This window comes from Niallia sp. FSL W8-0635 (assembly GCF_038007965.1).
Taxonomy (GTDB): Bacteria; Bacillota; Bacilli; order Bacillales; family Cytobacillaceae; genus Niallia.
On record NZ_JBBOYD010000001.1, the window covers coordinates 962,357 to 978,556 of the forward strand.

The following is a 16,200-nucleotide window of genomic DNA, read 5'->3' on the forward strand; positions in this document are numbered from 1 at the left end:
TTTTTTCTAGCGAAAGTAATATACGATTTACTCAATCGTCTTTTTCATCGCATTGTACATATTTTCCACATGGTTATCCAATTCATCACGTGACATGCGCAAGCGATCGACAGAACTACCATATCCAATCTCCATCTTTCCTTCTTCTAATCCTTGGAAAATTCCATCGGCAAAGGCATCTAATGGTTCACCACTAGTATGTAAGCCGGCACCGCCTAAATCTGTATTTACAGCAGGAGGAGCAACTTCGATTACTTCTACAGAAGTGTCGGAAAGCTGGTGTCTTAAACTCATGGTAAACGAATGCATTGCCGCTTTGGTTGCTGAATAAATCGGACCAATTGCCATTGGTGTAAAGGCTAAACCTGATGTTACATTAATAATGGTCGCATTTTCTTTATCAAAAAAATATGGCGCAAACAACATAGACAGATGGATAGAAGCTTCCATATTAATCGTGATTTCTTTGTTGAAATAACTCCAATCATTCTTAGCGTCTGCTATTAACACATTAAAACGTTGTTGAATTCCTGCGTTGTTCACTAACACATTTACTTCTGGATAGTTCGTTGTCACCCAATCGAATAGTGCAATACGGTCAGCTTCTACTGCTAGATCGCTCACAAATGTAATAAGGGTAGGGAATTTCTCTTTCGCCTGTTGAAGCATATCTTCTCGGCGACCACAAACAATAACTGTATTTCCTGCTTTGATAAACCGTTCTGCAAAAGCTAACCCGATCCCGGCGCTTCCACCTGTAATTAGAATTGTATTGCTTGAGAGTTTCATTTGGATTCCTCTTTTCGAATTATTTTATACTCTATATATAGCTACCAAATTTCTTCCTATATTCTTTCCTCTATCTTTTTCGTATACCGTGCTATTTTTACATCAATTCCTTTTAGGGATTCCCCCATTAACGATATCTCAGCGACTACATCTTGCCTGTGATTTTCCATCATTGCAAGTCGTAGCTGAATGGTGCTATCTCCTTCTATAATCCAATCCATATATTGTTTAATCTTTTTTATAGGCATATGCGTATTCTTTAAACAGATAACTGTTCCGAGGAGTTCCATTTGATTTTCTGAAAATAACCGCCTTCCAGCTTCATCACGTTCTATTAATGGAAGCAGTCCTTGCTTTTCATAATATCTTATCGTTGATTCAGGAATATTAAATTTTGCTGATGCATCACTGATATGACAATATTTCATTCGGAGACCTCCATTCATTGTCGACAGAATTAGTATACGACTTAAACTACGGTTTAAGTCAAGTAGGCTATTTAGGTAAATTTTTTTAAAAAGGAAATATAAAAAATTAGAAACTTAACCATCCCTACAAAAATATGATACGATCATCCTGAGGTGGAAATTTTGGAACAGTTAATTTATACACTTTTAGCGTACATAAATAATTCTCTAGAAAAGGACATCAATTATTCTATTGCCAATAGTTTTCTTGAAAATATCCATCATATAGAAGGATATTCTTTAGAGATGGCTGCGGAAGTATGTAATGTTGCCCCTTCTACGATAAACCGTTTTTGTAAGCGAATAGGGTTTCGTAATTTTTCAAATCTCCGAAACAGTGTTGCTTTTCAAGGTGGAATGTACGAGGCGAGAGAAAAACAGTTGAATGCAGATTCATTTGAATCAAAACTTAAGGAAAATGTGGAGATTATTGAAGGTATTCCAAAGGATCAACTAGAACGGATTATCCAAAAAATTCATGAATCTAAAAGGATTGTCATTTTAGGCTTTGAAAAACATCAAATTCAAGCGATGGAGCTTCAAAAACAATTATTTCTTCTTGGAAAGCTATGTGAATGCAATACCAATTTCTTTAAACAGCTGGAGGCATTGGCTCATTTAACAGAGGAGGATATGATTATCACGATTTCGATCCAAGGGAATATCCTCACAGAAGAGTTGGCTATAAATGATAAAATAAAGGAAGCAAACGGAAAGAAGTTATTGATTACATTTTCGGATTCAGATCGATATAAATATGTTTTTGATGAGGTCTTACGCTGTGGAGAAATCGAAAATAGTGAAGTTAGCAGCTATACGTTATTACGGTTATTTGATGTGCTCGTTTATCAATTTCAAAAGCAATATCCTGCTTAAAACTGGTCTAAAAGAGACCAGTTTTTTCCCTTTTGTAAGCGTATCATTATCTATAGGGATTAGAAAAAGGGAGGATATTATAAATGAAGAAAAGTGGATTTCCAGAAGGGTTTTTATGGGGGGGAGCTACAGCTGCCAATCAATTAGAAGGTGCTTATAACGAAGGTGGGAAGGGCTTGTCTATCTTTGATATGGTTACATTCGTTCCAAAAGAAGAACGGGGCAATGATATCGAGATGGATGTCAAAAGCAAAGTGGAATTGGAAACGCTATTAGCTGGCAAAGGCGGCGACAATTTCCCGAAACGTCGCGGGATTGATTTTTATCATCGCTATAAAGAAGACATCGCTCTTTTTGCAGAGATGGGTTTTAAAACATTCCGTCTGTCTATTTCATGGCCACGTATTTTTCCAAATGGGGACGACTTGGTGCCAAATGAAGAAGGCTTAGCGTTTTATGATAAAGTGTTTGACGAGTTAGCTAAATATGGAATAGAGCCATTAGTGACTCTATCTCATTATGAAATTCCACTGAATTTAGTGCAAAAATATAATGGATGGGTGGATCGACAATTAGTAGATTTCTTTGTTCACTATGCCGAAACAGTCTTTAATCGTTATAAAGACAAGGTGAAATATTGGCTAACTTTTAATGAGATTAATATTTCGACTCTTTCTCCATATATCGGTAGTGGTATTTTAATTGATGAAGTAGAGAATAAGGAACAAGCCATTTATCAAGCCCTGCATCATCAATTTGTAGCAAGTTCAAGAGCAGTAAAAGCATGTCATGAGATTATTCCCGATGCACAGATTGGCTGTATGCTAGCGCGAATGGAAGTATATCCAGAAACCTGTAATCCAGATGATGTGTTAGCCGCATTAGAAGAGGATCAGAAGAATTTATTTTTCACGGATGTTCAAGTGCGCGGATACTATCCAAGCTTTATGCTAAGCTACTTTGAGGAAAATGATATTCAGATTGATATGCTGCCAGGGGATGAGGAACTGCTTTTACAACACACAGTAGACTTCCTATCATTTAGCTACTACATGTCTATGGTTGCGAGTGGAGCACCAGATAAATTAAAGGAAAAAGGAAACTTCTTCTCTGGAGTGAAAAATCAGTATTTAGAATCATCTGATTGGGGATGGCAAATCGATCCGAAAGGATTACGCATTACGTTAAAGAAAATGTATGATCGCTATCAAGTGCCATTATTTATCGTGGAAAATGGATTAGGAGCTTATGATAAGGTGGAAGACGATGGCTCTATTAATGATGATTATCGCATTGCCTATATGCGAGCACATATTGAGCAGATGAAAGAAGCTATCAAAGATGGAGTTGATTTAATTGGCTACACAAGCTGGGGATGCATTGACCTAATTTCTGCAGGTACCTCTGAAATGTCTAAACGCTACGGCTTTATCTATGTAGACCAAGATGATTATGGAAATGGCACATTAAAAAGATCAAAGAAAAAATCGTTTGATTGGTACAAACAGGTGATTGCTACTAACGGTCAAGAATTATAGAATTTTAAATGACAAACAGTGCTTCTTCCTTTTATGAAGGAGTACTGTTTTTATTTTTGGGGAAATAATAGCTAGTTTAATAGAATGATTAATTGACTTTTTAGAATTAATAAACAAATCATAATATATTGATATAACAAAATGAGTATGCTAAAATGTTCCAGTCAAGCATCTTTGTGAAGGATTTTTTAGATTATTTTTCAGCGTAGAATGAATAATAATTTAATTTTTCTGATAATACACAACAATCTAAGAAGTGATATGATTCTATTTTTTATTTAAGTATCTACATAGGTTACATAAGTAATAACATTTTTTAGAATAATAATTATATTATATGTATATAAGGAGAGGTTTTAAATGAGATATCTTTCTCTATTTATGGTAGCGTTCTTATTCTTGCTTGCAGGATGTGGAAATGCAGCAGATGAGAAAAAAGAAGAAGTAGTAAAGGAAGAAAGTAATGCAAACGAAGAAACAAAAGCAAAAGAATTAACAGATGAAGACAAGAAATATATTGGCTTATTAGAAAAAGGCGACTACCAAACAATTATTGATGAAACAATTAGTCTTGGCAGCGATGCTCAAGTGAATTTTTATTTTCTAGCAAATGCGTTTAAAGCAGTTCCAGATTATTCATTAAGTCAGACATACTTGAATAAATCAAAATATATTCCAGCTGAAATTGAAGATGAAGTAAATAAGTTAAAAGAAGAGATAGATGCTAACGTGGAAAAAGAGGGAGCCTAAGCTCTTTAATCCAATTAGATTAGGTGCTTGACCTAATAGAAAGATTTAATGATGAACCTTGTCAGAAGATTTCTGGCAGGGTTTTTTATATAGTTAACAGATGACTATCTACGAAAAAAATGGTAGTACTCTGAAAGTATTAAAATCAAGAGCGTAATGTAATGAACCAATTATTAACTATTAATATTTTTATTGATTTAGGAACTTTTAGTAAGTAATATTAGATTAATAAGGGAGAGATCTTTTTGGTAAAAAAATTTATAATATTATTAGTAATTGTTTTCTTAGTAGTAATTATAATTAAAGTTAATCGAATTCCTTCAATCGAGGTTACTTCTGAAGGAAATAAAGTCTCAACAGTTCGAGGGTCTTATTGTTGGAAAGGCTTTTTAAATTCCAAATGCGAAGATTTACTTTCTCCTTATTTATTAGTTGATGAAGAAAATATTGAATCAATCAGTATTAACCAAGGATCCAAAATAAATGTAAACTTTACCCCTTCTCCTATAGATGGAAAATATGAGGCATATATTTGGCAAGGTAATGAAAAAACTGTAAAAGCAAATCTTAAAGAGGACATTTTAGAAGCTCCAACTCAAAAAGGTACCTATATTTATGAGATATCAGCTGATTGGAAAAGAGGTCAAGTAAGCTATGCCTTTATTATAGAGGTCAATTAAACTTACTCATCTGAAAGAAGGTTATATATATTATGGTTATGTATGTGTACTTTAAAATGAAACCAGATGTGTTTACAAAACTGTGGGAGGGAATTAAGTAAAATAGAAGTAAATCATTATAGGAAATGAAAAGAAGATAAAAAAAATATAATACAATTTATGTAAAAAAATAGATTACTAGTTAACATAAAACATCCTATAAACAGCAATAGGAAAAGTAAAAAGTCGGAAAACGTCCATATTGGGGGAAATTCCGACTTTTACCTTTCAGGAAATAAAAAATAGAAACTAATTATCCAAAAGGAACGTTCTCGATTTCTGCGTTTTTCTTTCTAACATTATTAAATGGATGGATAGAATATAAAATGAATGGATGGAATCAAAAATTTTATATCCTCCCCCTTAAAAAAACAAATCAACCAAAATAAAGTTGATTTGTTTCTCGTCATCCTTCATATGTTTTGTAAAAATCAATCGCCTTCTGGATATAGGCTTGTTCTTCCGGGGGTACTTCTTCTTCATGATAAATGGCGGAAACAGGACATACTGCTTCACATGCACCACAATCAATACAAATATCTGGATCAATATAAAATTGATCTGCTCCCTTTGCAATACAATCTACAGGACAAACATCTACACAATCCCCTGCTTTTTCATGCATACATGGTGAAGTTATAACGAAAGGCATTAAATCTCCCCTCCCTCATTAAATAATATTAAGATCTTATGCTGAGTAGTACTTCATTCATTCGATTTATATTTTCTCGGATCTTTACAGCACTTAAGTAATCAATCTTATCATGATAGCTTTCGGGCTGTTCCCTTTGCTCATCAATGGACATATGTTGATATTCATCAATGCCTCCTGTTGATGCTTGATAATCCTCCATTAAACTTGCTTCTAATTGTTGGACTAGATTGTTTATTCTATCCAAGCTTTGTGTCATGGAAATCGCAGTGTTAGTGATTTCTTCGTCCGATTTTGTCAGTCTATCCATTTGATCATTCTGTTCTTGTAAGTCATTTTTTACTTGCTGAAGCATCGTATCTTTGTCTGCATCTACTTTCATATGATCAAGTAATTGTAACGTGTCGCCCATCAATATTTGCAATCTTTTTGAGGCGTTTTCCATAGAGATCCCACCTTTAAGCATTGTATCTATAAAATGTACATAAAATCAGCATAATATACATGATCTTACGAGAGCTCGCGATACTTTCTAGGTGAAAAGCGAGTGATCTTTTTAAAGTTCCGGTGAAAGGATCGCAAATTATTGTATCCGCAATTCATTGCAATTTCACCAATTGGCTGTTGACTATTTTTTAACTGATAACAAGCCTGTGATATTCGATATTGGGTCAGGTATTCGGTAAAAGTCATGTTCGTAATATGAACAAAGAGCTTGGAAAGGTAAGCATAATCATATTGCAGATGCTTTGCAACGGCTTTTAATGTGCAATCCTGACTATAATGGTTATCTACATAAAGCAATATTTTATGAAATACTTTCATCTTTGTGGAGTATGCAACTGGTGTTAATTTTGTGTTCTCTACTAAATTACCACATATATCATAAAGAAAACTTTTTTGACGATAAATAGAATTGAGCGCTTGCAAATTTGGTGTTTCCTTTAAATGAATCACATTGCTTTCAGGGATAAAGCCCTTATAATTCATAAAAAAATGTCCTATTAATTCAGGTGAAAAAATAACGACACTAATATGGGAATGGTGGATTGTTTTAATTTCATGCATTTGGTTCGTAAAAATAAAGGCTGCATCATTTTTTTTTAGTATATACTCTTTTTGATCGACTCGGACGAATAGTTCCCCTTCGTTGACAATGATTAATTCATAGGCGCGATGAAAGTGAAGAGGAAAGTTGAAATTCATGAGGGTGAATTTCTCAAAGGATTCTTTTTCTTCTACGCCGTGATTTTCGAAAAAAACCACTATCTTTTCCTCCTATCCAAAAACACTAATATTGTCTTAAATTATACTACATTTTGAATAGTAACAACTTTTTAAAGTTTCTATAATGAGGACAGAGTCACAATGAAGGAGGAAGAAAAGATGGCTGTAGAATATCACGTAGCAAAAAATGGTTCAGATTTAGGAGAGGGAACGACACAGAGTCCATTTTTAACCATCAACAAGGCAGCTTCAGTTGCGGTTGCAGGAGACACCGTTATTGTGCATGAAGGGGAATATCGCGAATGGGTAAAACCGAAAAATTCAGGATTAAGCAATACAAGAAGAATTACCTATCAAGCTGCTGAAGGTGAAAAAGTAGTCATTAAAGGCTCTGAGCACATTCAAAATTGGCAGCAAGTAGAAGGTACTGTGTGGAAAACGGAACTCCCAAACTCATTCTTTGGAGAATATAATCCCTATAAAGAAGAAATATTTGGCGATTGGATTGTCTATAATCCAGGCAGACATCTAGGAGATGTATACTTAAATGGTAAATCTTTTTATGAAGCAGAAACATTAGAACAAGTTAAAAATCCTCAAAAGCAAACAGAAGTATTAGATCACTGGACAAACAAAATTGTTCCTGTACATAACCCAGAGCAAACTGTTTTTGTTTGGTTTACTGAGGTGAATGAAAATACAACAAGTATTTATGCTAATTTTCACGAGTATAATCCGAATGAAGAATTAGTGGAAATAAATGTTCGAAAAGCTTGCTTCTATCCAGAGGAAACTGGCATTAATTATATAACGGTAAAAGGGTTCGAGATGGCTCAAGCAGCAACACCATGGACACCGCCTACTGCTGATCAGCCAGGATTATTAGGTCCTCATTGGAGTAAAGGCTGGATTATTGAAGATAATATCATCCACGATTCTAAATGTAGTGGCATAAGTCTTGGAAAAGAAGGCTCTACTGGAAATAACTATCGTACAAAACGAAAAGACAAACCAGGCTATCAATATCAATTAGAATCTGTTTTCCTTGCGAGACAAGCTGGTTGGAGCAAAGAGAAGATTGGATTCCATATCGTGCGAAATAATACAATCTATGATTGCGGACAAAATGGTGTTGTAGGGCATTTAGGCTGTGTATTTAGCGAAATTTATAACAATCACATTTATAATATTGCCTTAAAGAGAGAGTTTTACGGCCATGAAATTGCTGGTATCAAACTACATGCGGCGATTGATGTGCAAATATACCATAATCGCATTCATGATTGTTCATTAGGAACATGGCTAGATTGGCAAACACAAGGAACAAGAGTCAGCAGCAATCTTTATTATCGCAATAATCGTGATTTATTCGTAGAAGTTAGCAGCGGTCCTTATATTGTAGATCATAATATTTTAACAGCAGATTATGCTTTAGATAATCATGCCCAAGGTGGAGCTTACATTAATAATTTAATTCGCGGAAAAATGGTCCACCGCAAAATGCTTGATCGTGCGACACCATATCATTATCCACATAGCACAGAGGTAGCAGGTTTTGCGGTTACCTATGGTGGCGATGATCGTTTTTACAATAATATCTTTGTTGGCGATGAGAAGCTAGAAGATGTTGGTACATCCCATTACAACGGCTATACAGCTTCCCTTGAGGAATATATTGAAACCGTTCACCAAGAGGACGGTGATCATGAATCATTTAATAAAGTAGAGCAGCCGGTTTATATTAATCGTAATGCCTATTTAAATGGTGCAGAATCTTTTGAAAGAGAAGAGGAAAGATTAGTAGAAAGTACATTTAATCCAAGCTTAAAGATAGTAGAGGAAGGAACAGAAGTATATCTATCTGTAGAACTCCCAGAGAACTTTGATACCATTTTTGGCGAGGTGCAAACAACGCAAACTCTTGAAAGAGTCCGGATTGTAGATGCTAACTTTGAAAATCCAGATGGAAGCGAAGTAGCCGTTAATACGGATTATTTAGGCGAATTGCGAGAAGCGAAAAGTGTGTTAGGACCAATTAGCACATTGAAAAAAGGGAAGAATTATGTGAAGGTCTGGGGATAATGTTTACTGAAAACTTTCCCTATTAAGAAAAAAAGCTAGTAAGTCAGAAAATGGACTTGCTAGCTTTTCTGTATGAAATTAATCGATAATTTCCAAGCCTAATAAAGCAGAAAATTGAATGGCTTGATAAGTAGAAACCTTACAGCCTCTTAAATCTGATGGAGATACCATTAGTGATTGGAAAGTCGATGTACTAATGTCTACACCGTTAAGGGAGGTCCTTTCAAAATTCGCTCCGTCCATGATACACTTATTAAATTCAACTTTCTTAAAGATACAATCATAAAAATCAGATGATTCTACTGGTGAGTCTTGAAAACGAACTTTTTCTAATTTGGAGCTCCCAAAAGCAGCTAAATTTAATAAAGAATCCTTAAATTGAACATTACCAAGCCGAGAGTCCGTAAAATCGACACCTAATAATTTGCAATTGCTAAATGTACATTTATGTATCGAAGAAATACTCATTTTCGCGTTAGAGAAATCACAGTTTTCAAATACAACATCTGTCATTTCAATACCAGAAAAATCAGTGCTGATAAATTTGCAATTTTTAAGAACCATTTTAGATAATCGTACTTTATTTAATACTTCATCATTAAAAACCGAATGCTGAATTTGGCACATTTCTAGTTCTAATTCTTCCTCATATAAAATATCGTGAAAATTCCTTGAAGGTAAATCTGCTGGAATTTTTGGTGCTTCTATTTTCATCTAATTACTCCTCTCCAGTTACTTTCCTGTGTCATTAACTATAATTAAATTGAAAGTGAAAGGAAAGACTGTATTTTTTAATGCAGTTATGTACAAGCACAATTAGCTATTACATAACTTCCCAATTTCAAGGAACAATAGAAAGTGGAGGTGATTAGCATGCCAAACAGAAAAGCAGACCCATCAACTATTGGATTAGGTTCCACACAACCTGAAGGACAAGGAACAACTACAAAGGAAACGGGGAGAACGAAGGCAGATTCTTCTCGGAAAAAACAAAAGAAGTCTTAATTATTATTAACATGAGCAAACAGGCGGAAGAAATTCCACCTGTTTTTTTTGTATTTTCGTTTAGATGTTAGTTAGAGTCTAGTATTGGCACGATTTATGCCTATCGCTAATTGAAAATTGGAGACAGGATTGAGCTGTATGATCCAAAGGGAGGCGGATATGATCCAAAAACGAAATAAATGATCCAAAGCCAAGCGGATATGATCCAAAAACGAAATAAATGATCCAAAGCCAAGCGGATATGATCCAAAAACGAAATAAATGATCCAAAGCCAAGCGGATATGATCCAAAAACGAAATAAATGATCCAAAGCCAAGCGGATATGATCCAAAAACGAAATAAATGATCCAAAGCCAAGCGGATATGATCCAAAAACGAAATAAATGATCCAAAGCCAAGCGGATATGATCCAAAACCAATAAATAATCCAAAGCCAAGCGGATATGATCCAAAAACGAAATAAATGATCCAAAGCCAAGCGGATATGATCCAAAACCAATAAATGATCCAAAACCAGGAGGATATGATCCAAAAATTACATAAATAATCCAAAGCCAAGCAGATATGATCCAAAACCAAATATATAACCCAAACACACCAAACCACTATCTATAAAAAACAAAATTCCTATTTTGCTTACAAATATTAATATTTTTCAAGACTAGAATTCATGTGAAATCGTGATAGAATTAAAAAATCAGTGTGTAGAGATATTGGTATAGTTTAACTGACCAAAAATATATGTCGCATGATACGTCTGCCATCTGAAATTATTAATTTTTCGGAGGGTAAAAACATGTATAAGGAAGATAGATTGCCTCAAAATCCAAAAGAAGGCATCATATTTATGTTAATTATTTCAATTATTTCAGTTAACACTATTGCACCGGTTATTATGGGGCTTCAATTAGGTTTTAGTAAGGAAAATTACTTAGAAACCTTGAAGGTCATTCCGTTTATGTGGATTATCGTTATGCTGTTAGTAAGATTTGTTGCGGGACCAATAGTTGGAAAAGCGATGCCAAAATTCGTTGGAAAAACAGATGGATTTAATGCAAGAGTGTTATTAAACATTGTAATGAATGTTACGGTTTTATCCATTCTTCTTACCATTATCGGTAATTGGGTTGGTACTAAACAAATAAGCCTTGAACCTTTTCAGAATTTCTTTCACAATTGGTTTAGGAACTTTGGGGTAGCATTTTGGATTGAGTTAATTATTGCACAGCCAATAGCTAGATTTGCGATGAAAAAATTACATGCAAAACAGGCACAGAAAGCAGAGCTTGTTAATCCTTCTTAAATTCTTACAGCCGGTCGGTTTTAATAAAAACCAATCGGCTTTTTATATGCAAACTAATTGCTTAAGTAGGGGATGGTTTCTTACTTTTAAGAGAAAATTAATAGATAGGTTATCATGGTTGACACATACTATTATGATGTTATATAATTATCTCGAATTCAAGATAATTGAAAGGGAGATTATCATGGATAATAAGGAATTATTAACATATGATGAAGATTTATCTTTAAAGATATTTGTCGTTTTATCGAGAGCTTTGCAATCGATTAAGAAACGAGTAGAAGAAGATATAAAATGTCTTGGACTAAATCCAACAGAGTTTTCTGTTCTTGAATTAATCTACAGTAAAGGGGATCAGCCAATTCAAAAGATTGGTGAAAAAGTGCTGATTGCGAGTAGCAGTATTACTTATGTTGTAGATAAATTAGAAAATAAAAAATTAATCAGAAGAAAGCCATGTCCGAACGACCGCCGGATTACTTATGCGGTTATTACGGAAGAAGGCACCGAACTAATGGACAAAGTCTTTCCGAAGCATAAAGCGGCCATGAGAGAAATATGTGGTGGATTAGAAACAAAAGAAAAAGAAATATTAATTGAACAGCTGAAAAAATTAGGTCTCCATGCACAAAGCATGTAATTTTTTTTGAATAATATCTCGAATTAATAATATTTTAATTCGGAATAATTTAAAGCTATCATAATTTTATAAAAATCATACAAATGATTTTCTAACTAATATCGAATATTAAAGAGTAAAGCAGTGATTATAAGGAATAGGAGTGAACGAAATGTCCAAAAAAACAAGTGGAATTCACCACATTACAGCAATCGTAGGTCATCCTCAAGAAAATGTTGATTTTTATGCAGGAGTACTAGGATTACGCTTAGTAAAACAAACAGTAAACTTTGATGATCCAGGAACCTACCACTTATATTTTGGAGATGAGGGTGGGAATCCCGGAACGATTATTACTTTCTTCCCATGGGTTGGCGCGCGCCAAGGTGTTATTGGAGATGGGCAGGTTGGAGTAACTTCTTATGTAGTTCCAAAAGGAGCACTTTCATTTTGGGAGAATCGATTAACGAAATTTACTATTCCTTACTCTAAAATAGAGCGCTTTGGAGAAGAATACTTGGCATTTACTGATCCACATGGATTATTGCTAGAAATTGTGGAAAGAGAAGAAGGAAAAAACAATAGCTGGCAATTCGGTGAGATTACATCTGAACATGCAATTAAAGGATTTGGTGGCGCTACTTTGTTCTCAAAGCAGCCAGAAAAGACAGCAGAGGTTTTAGAAAAGGTAATGGGATTTGAAAAGGTTGGGGAAGAAGGAGAATATGCAAGATTTCGTTCTTTCGGCGATATTGGAAATGTCATTGATCTTAAAGTAACTACAGGTAGAAGTGGCTCAATGGGTGTTGGAACAGTTCATCATATCGCTTTTCGAGCAGTGGATGATGCGGATCAATTAAATTGGCAGAAGCATGTTTCTTCTAATGGATATCATGTTACGCCTGTTCAGGATCGAAACTATTTTAACGCTATCTATTTTAGAGAGCATGGGGAAATTCTTTTTGAAATTGCAACAGATCCTCCAGGCTTTGCAATTGATGAGTCCCAAGAAAAAATGGGAGAAAATTTAATGCTGCCAAGTCAATATGAGCAATATAGAGAGCAGCTAGAACGAAGATTAATACCGATTGATGTACGAAACCTCGATTAATTTTGTAAAGGGTGATTTGATGCGTTCTATTGATCCAAAGACGATTTCAGAAAGAGAAAATTATAAATTTCTTATTGGAAGCATTATTCCAAGGCCGATTGCTTTTGTTACTAGTTTGTCAGAAGAAGGGGTCTTAAATGGTGCTCCTTTTAGCTACTTTAATATCGTATCTTCTAATCCTCCGATGGTGTCTTTATCAATTCAGCGCTCCAATGGTAACCAAAAGGATACAGCGAGAAATATTTTAAACAAGAAGGAATTTGTTATTCATATTGTGGATGAACATAATGTGGAGCAAATTAATCATACGGCAGCAACACTTTCTCCCAGTGAAAGCGAGGTAGAATTGGCGAAGCTAACGCCAATTGAAAGCAGTAAAATCAGTGTGCCTGGCATCAAAGAAGCAAAAGTTCGCTTGGAATGTATGTTGGAGCACGCATTAGAATTAGGGGATACAAATGCCCAGGCTGGCTGTGATTTTCTTATCGGAAGAGTGGTGCAATACCATATTGAGGAAGAGATTTACGAGGAAGGCAGAATTGACCCAAGAGGATTAGGAGCTGTCAGCAGATTAGCTGGAAATGACTATGCGAAAATTGGTGAAATCTTTACGAAAGAAAGACCCAAATAATTTCTCGAATGGAGAGGAGAATAATGCTAAGATCAGCAGGGATTCATCATATCTCAGCAATGGTGAATGATGCACAAAGAAACATCGATTTTTATGCTAGTATTCTTGGATTAAGATTAGTGAAAAAGACGATTAATTTCGATCGTCCTGAAGTATATCATTTATATTTTGGGAATGAAACTGGCACACCAGGAACAGTAATTACCTTCTTTCCATGGGAAAAACAGTTAAAAGGTAGAATTGGCACAGGGCAAGTTGGCGTTACTAGCTATATTATACCACCTGGTTCGAGTGAGTTTTGGATGAATCGTCTTCTTCGCTACGGCGTGAAAGTGGAAAGTTCCAGTAGATTTGACGAAAGGTATTTGCAGTTTACTGACCCAGATGGGATTCTCATTGAATTAGTGGAACGCGAGGAAGGTCCACTAAATAATTGGCAAATGGGTGATATTCATTCATCTGTCGCAATTAAGGGATTTGGCGGGGCTACGTTACATTCTGCTCAGCCAAATAAAACCGCAGATGTACTTGAAGGTATATTAGGTTTCACATGTGTTGGAGAAGACGCAGGGTATTTACGTTTTTCATCTGATTCACAGCTAGGCAATGTGATTGATATCAAGCTAATTCCATCTGTGCGTGGGTTAATGGGAGCAGGAACGGTCCATCATATTGCTTGGCGAGCAAAAGATGAAAAAGAGCTTCAGCAATGGAGAACTGCTCTATTAGAAAAAGGGTATTATCCAACAGAAATCAAAGACCGCAATTATTTTGAGGCATTATATTTTCATGAAGAAGGTGGTATTCTTTTTGAAATAGCTACTGATGGACCTGGATTTGTGGTAGATGAACCATTAAACAACCTAGGTGAGAAGCTTATGTTACCTGAGTGGTTAGAAGAAAAACGAGACGAATTAACAGCTGCTTTGCCTAAAATAGCGGTAAGAACCTTAGAGGAGGAGAAGGAATGAAACATATTTTCAATAAAGGGAAAGATCCAAAAAAGCCAACATTTTTGATGCTGCATGGGACAGGTGGAACAGAATTAGATTTATTGCCTCTTGCTGGCATGATCGATGATGAAGCATCGGTACTAAGTGTACGCGGGAATATTCTAGAAAATGGGATGCCACGTTTTTTCAAGCGTTTAGCAGAAGGTATCTTCGATGAAGAGGATTTAATTTTTCGTACAAAAGAATTAAATGAATTTCTAGATGAAGCTGCTGAAAAATATGAATTTGACAGAGATAATATTATTGCGATTGGTTACTCTAATGGTGCTAATATTGCAGCAAGCTTATTATTTCATTATCAGGATGCGTTAAAAGCAGCGATTCTTCATCATCCAATGGTTCCAAGAAGAGGAATTACTCTTCCTGATTTAACAGGAAAAGGAGTATTTATTGCAGCCGGAACGAATGACCCTATTTGTTCACCAGAAGAATCAACAGAGTTACAAACATTGCTTGCGGCCGCCAATGCTAATGTAGAAATACATTGGGAAAATAGAGGCCATCAATTAACAGCACAAGAAGTAGAAGTAGCTGCAAAATGGTACGCTACATTCGCTCAATAGATAATCTAGCTAAAAAAGAAAAAACAATCATAAATTTCTATTAATAGGGAATAAGAAGAATAGCTAACATTGGAAAGAGTTGATTTCAGTGGAGGTAGTTTCTTATAAGTTTCCGAGCATAATAATTAAAAGTAGGTGTACTTATGGGATTTTTAAAAAAATTATTTGGAAAATCAAAGGAGATGGAAAGTATGTCAAATGTTAAAGTAGCAGTAGTTTTTTATAGTATGGGTGGAACAAACTATCAACTAGCTCAATGGGCGGCAGAAGGAGCAAAAGAAGCGGGAGCAGAAGTTAAAGTAGTAAAAGTACAAGAATTAGCTCCACAATCTGTTATCGACAGCAATGAAGCATGGAAAGCAACAGTAGATGCAACAAAAGACGTTCCTGTTGCATCATCAGAAGATATTGAATGGGCAGATGCCATTATTTTCAGCGTTCCTACACGATTTGGTACAATGCCATCTCAAATGAAACAATTCATTGATCTACAAGGCGGACTATGGGCAACTGGGAAAACGGTTAACAAAGTAGTAAGTGCGATGACTTCTGCACAAAATCCACATGGTGGTCAAGAAGCAACATTATTATCTCTATATACTTCTATGATGCATTGGGGTGCAATTATTGCTACTCCAGGTTACACAGATCCAGTTCTTTTCGGAGCAGGTGGAAATCCGTATGGCACAAGTGTAACAGTTGGACAAGATGGTAAAATGATTGAAGACGTTCAAGGAGCTGTAAAACACCAAGCTAAACGTACTGTTACAGTTGCAGAATGGGTTAAAAAAGGAAATCAATAATTTATTTCTAAGAAATGCTAAGGAAGAACCAGGAGTAATGACTTCTGGTTT

20 protein-coding genes are annotated in these 16,200 nt (G+C 35.2%); 13 read left to right on the plus strand and 7 right to left on the minus strand.

All coding sequences use genetic code 11. From position 1 onward, the window contains the following. Positions 1 to 27: 27 nt before the first annotated feature. Both NYE52_RS04610 and NYE52_RS04615 read right to left on the minus strand, forming a co-directional pair. A complete protein-coding gene (locus NYE52_RS04610; RefSeq protein WP_341191978.1) occupies positions 28 to 789 on the minus strand; it encodes an SDR family oxidoreductase in 762 nt (253 codons plus the stop codon). A gap of 56 nt (positions 790 to 845) precedes the next feature. Continuing rightward, positions 846 to 1,217 carry a MerR family transcriptional regulator gene (locus tag NYE52_RS04615; protein ID WP_341191979.1) on the minus strand — a complete coding sequence of 124 codons (372 nt, stop codon included), beginning with the start codon at positions 1,215 to 1,217 and terminating at the stop codon, positions 846 to 848. A gap of 162 nt (positions 1,218 to 1,379) precedes the next feature. Between NYE52_RS04615 and NYE52_RS04620 the strand changes: the two genes are divergently transcribed. The 4 genes from NYE52_RS04620 to NYE52_RS04635 all read left to right on the plus strand — a co-directional run bounded on the left by NYE52_RS04620 (position 1,380) and on the right by NYE52_RS04635 (position 5,100). After that, complete coding sequence (locus NYE52_RS04620) at positions 1,380 to 2,132, plus strand: MurR/RpiR family transcriptional regulator (protein WP_341191980.1); 753 nt, start codon at positions 1,380 to 1,382, stop codon at positions 2,130 to 2,132. A gap of 83 nt (positions 2,133 to 2,215) precedes the next feature. Continuing rightward, positions 2,216 to 3,670, plus strand: a complete 1,455-nt coding sequence (locus tag NYE52_RS04625) for a glycoside hydrolase family 1 protein (protein ID WP_341191981.1) — start codon at positions 2,216 to 2,218, stop codon at positions 3,668 to 3,670. Positions 3,671 to 4,030: 360 nt separating this feature from the next. Continuing rightward, positions 4,031 to 4,420 carry a hypothetical protein gene (locus NYE52_RS04630; RefSeq protein ID WP_341191982.1) on the plus strand — a complete coding sequence of 130 codons (390 nt, stop codon included), beginning with the start codon at positions 4,031 to 4,033 and terminating at the stop codon, positions 4,418 to 4,420. A gap of 245 nt (positions 4,421 to 4,665) precedes the next feature. Beyond that, positions 4,666 to 5,100 carry a hypothetical protein gene (locus NYE52_RS04635; RefSeq protein WP_341191983.1) on the plus strand — a complete coding sequence of 145 codons (435 nt, stop codon included), beginning with the start codon at positions 4,666 to 4,668 and terminating at the stop codon, positions 5,098 to 5,100. Positions 5,101 to 5,545: 445 nt separating this feature from the next. Here NYE52_RS04635 and NYE52_RS04640 read toward each other — a convergent pair whose 3' ends face one another. From NYE52_RS04640 to NYE52_RS04650, 3 genes are all read right to left on the minus strand, one after another. After that, complete coding sequence (locus NYE52_RS04640) at positions 5,546 to 5,791, minus strand: indolepyruvate ferredoxin oxidoreductase subunit alpha (protein ID WP_341191984.1); 246 nt, start codon at positions 5,789 to 5,791, stop codon at positions 5,546 to 5,548. 28 nt (positions 5,792 to 5,819) lie between these two features. Beyond that, positions 5,820 to 6,236: a hypothetical protein gene (locus NYE52_RS04645; RefSeq protein ID WP_341191985.1), complete on the minus strand. Its 417-nt coding sequence runs from the start codon at positions 6,234 to 6,236 to the stop codon at positions 5,820 to 5,822. Between the two features lie 65 nt (positions 6,237 to 6,301). Further along, positions 6,302 to 7,057 carry a helix-turn-helix transcriptional regulator gene (locus tag NYE52_RS04650; protein WP_341191986.1) on the minus strand — a complete coding sequence of 252 codons (756 nt, stop codon included), beginning with the start codon at positions 7,055 to 7,057 and terminating at the stop codon, positions 6,302 to 6,304. A 120-nt stretch (positions 7,058 to 7,177) separates the two neighbouring features. Here NYE52_RS04650 and NYE52_RS04655 point away from each other — a divergent pair, with 120 nt between their 5' ends. Beyond that, positions 7,178 to 9,100: a right-handed parallel beta-helix repeat-containing protein gene (locus NYE52_RS04655; RefSeq protein ID WP_341191987.1), complete on the plus strand. Its 1,923-nt coding sequence runs from the start codon at positions 7,178 to 7,180 to the stop codon at positions 9,098 to 9,100. 78 nt (positions 9,101 to 9,178) lie between these two features. On the opposite strand, the gene NYE52_RS04660 is transcribed toward NYE52_RS04655, so the two are convergent. Further along, complete coding sequence (locus NYE52_RS04660) at positions 9,179 to 9,814, minus strand: pentapeptide repeat-containing protein (RefSeq protein ID WP_341191988.1); 636 nt, start codon at positions 9,812 to 9,814, stop codon at positions 9,179 to 9,181. 159 nt (positions 9,815 to 9,973) lie between these two features. Between NYE52_RS04660 and NYE52_RS04665 the strand changes: the two genes are divergently transcribed. Beyond that, entirely contained in the window at positions 9,974 to 10,105 is a 132-nt protein-coding gene (locus NYE52_RS04665; RefSeq protein ID WP_152910826.1) for a YuzL family protein, read from the plus strand. A gap of 78 nt (positions 10,106 to 10,183) precedes the next feature. On the opposite strand, the gene NYE52_RS04670 is transcribed toward NYE52_RS04665, so the two are convergent. Beyond that, complete coding sequence (locus tag NYE52_RS04670) at positions 10,184 to 10,702, minus strand: hypothetical protein (protein ID WP_341191989.1); 519 nt, start codon at positions 10,700 to 10,702, stop codon at positions 10,184 to 10,186. Positions 10,703 to 10,902: 200 nt separating this feature from the next. On the opposite strand from NYE52_RS04670, the gene NYE52_RS04675 reads away from it, so the two are divergent. The 7 genes from NYE52_RS04675 to wrbA all read left to right on the plus strand — a co-directional run bounded on the left by NYE52_RS04675 (position 10,903) and on the right by wrbA (position 16,149). Further along, positions 10,903 to 11,409, plus strand: a complete 507-nt coding sequence (locus tag NYE52_RS04675; protein ID WP_341191990.1) for a hypothetical protein — start codon at positions 10,903 to 10,905, stop codon at positions 11,407 to 11,409. A gap of 184 nt (positions 11,410 to 11,593) precedes the next feature. After that, a complete protein-coding gene (locus tag NYE52_RS04680; RefSeq protein ID WP_341191991.1) occupies positions 11,594 to 12,049 on the plus strand; it encodes a MarR family winged helix-turn-helix transcriptional regulator in 456 nt (151 codons plus the stop codon). A gap of 142 nt (positions 12,050 to 12,191) precedes the next feature. Beyond that, positions 12,192 to 13,139 (plus strand): ring-cleaving dioxygenase, encoded by a 948-nt coding sequence (locus NYE52_RS04685; RefSeq protein ID WP_341191992.1) that lies wholly within the window; start codon positions 12,192 to 12,194, stop codon positions 13,137 to 13,139. Between the two features lie 19 nt (positions 13,140 to 13,158). Next, the gene (locus tag NYE52_RS04690; RefSeq protein ID WP_341191993.1) at positions 13,159 to 13,770 is read left to right on the plus strand and encodes a flavin reductase family protein; all 612 of its coding nucleotides are present in this window, start codon (positions 13,159 to 13,161) and stop codon (positions 13,768 to 13,770) included. A gap of 20 nt (positions 13,771 to 13,790) precedes the next feature. After that, on the plus strand, positions 13,791 to 14,741 hold the full coding sequence (locus NYE52_RS04695) for a ring-cleaving dioxygenase (protein WP_341195113.1): 951 nt from the start codon (positions 13,791 to 13,793) through the stop codon (positions 14,739 to 14,741). Next, positions 14,738 to 15,346, plus strand: a complete 609-nt coding sequence (locus NYE52_RS04700; protein WP_341191994.1) for an alpha/beta hydrolase — start codon at positions 14,738 to 14,740, stop codon at positions 15,344 to 15,346. Before NYE52_RS04695 ends, NYE52_RS04700 begins: the two co-directional genes overlap by 4 nt. Positions 15,347 to 15,537: 191 nt before the next feature. Next, positions 15,538 to 16,149, plus strand: a complete 612-nt coding sequence (gene wrbA, locus NYE52_RS04705) for an NAD(P)H:quinone oxidoreductase (protein ID WP_341191995.1) — start codon at positions 15,538 to 15,540, stop codon at positions 16,147 to 16,149. The last annotated feature ends 51 nt before the right edge of the window (positions 16,150 to 16,200 follow it).

Excerpts from the sequence above, each read along its gene's own strand:
- NYE52_RS04625 (WP_341191981.1), top strand. The coding sequence starts at position 2,216 with ATGAAGAAAAGTGGATTTCCAGAAGGGTTTTTATGGGGGGGAGCTACA.
- NYE52_RS04610 (WP_341191978.1), bottom strand. The coding sequence starts at position 789 with ATGAAACTCTCAAGCAATACAATTCTAATTACAGGTGGAAGCGCCGGG.
- wrbA (WP_341191995.1), top strand. The coding sequence starts at position 15,538 with ATGTCAAATGTTAAAGTAGCAGTAGTTTTTTATAGTATGGGTGGAACA.
- NYE52_RS04675 (WP_341191990.1), top strand. The coding sequence starts at position 10,903 with ATGTATAAGGAAGATAGATTGCCTCAAAATCCAAAAGAAGGCATCATA.
- NYE52_RS04630 (WP_341191982.1), top strand. The coding sequence starts at position 4,031 with ATGAGATATCTTTCTCTATTTATGGTAGCGTTCTTATTCTTGCTTGCA.
- NYE52_RS04690 (WP_341191993.1), top strand. The coding sequence starts at position 13,159 with ATGCGTTCTATTGATCCAAAGACGATTTCAGAAAGAGAAAATTATAAA.
- NYE52_RS04680 (WP_341191991.1), top strand. The coding sequence starts at position 11,594 with ATGGATAATAAGGAATTATTAACATATGATGAAGATTTATCTTTAAAG.
- NYE52_RS04660 (WP_341191988.1), bottom strand. The coding sequence starts at position 9,814 with ATGAAAATAGAAGCACCAAAAATTCCAGCAGATTTACCTTCAAGGAAT.
- NYE52_RS04645 (WP_341191985.1), bottom strand. The coding sequence starts at position 6,236 with ATGGAAAACGCCTCAAAAAGATTGCAAATATTGATGGGCGACACGTTA.
- NYE52_RS04615 (WP_341191979.1), bottom strand. The coding sequence starts at position 1,217 with ATGAAATATTGTCATATCAGTGATGCATCAGCAAAATTTAATATTCCT.
- NYE52_RS04655 (WP_341191987.1), top strand. The coding sequence starts at position 7,178 with ATGGCTGTAGAATATCACGTAGCAAAAAATGGTTCAGATTTAGGAGAG.
- NYE52_RS04665 (WP_152910826.1), top strand. The coding sequence starts at position 9,974 with ATGCCAAACAGAAAAGCAGACCCATCAACTATTGGATTAGGTTCCACA.
- NYE52_RS04640 (WP_341191984.1), bottom strand. The coding sequence starts at position 5,791 with ATGCCTTTCGTTATAACTTCACCATGTATGCATGAAAAAGCAGGGGAT.
- NYE52_RS04700 (WP_341191994.1), top strand. The coding sequence starts at position 14,738 with ATGAAACATATTTTCAATAAAGGGAAAGATCCAAAAAAGCCAACATTT.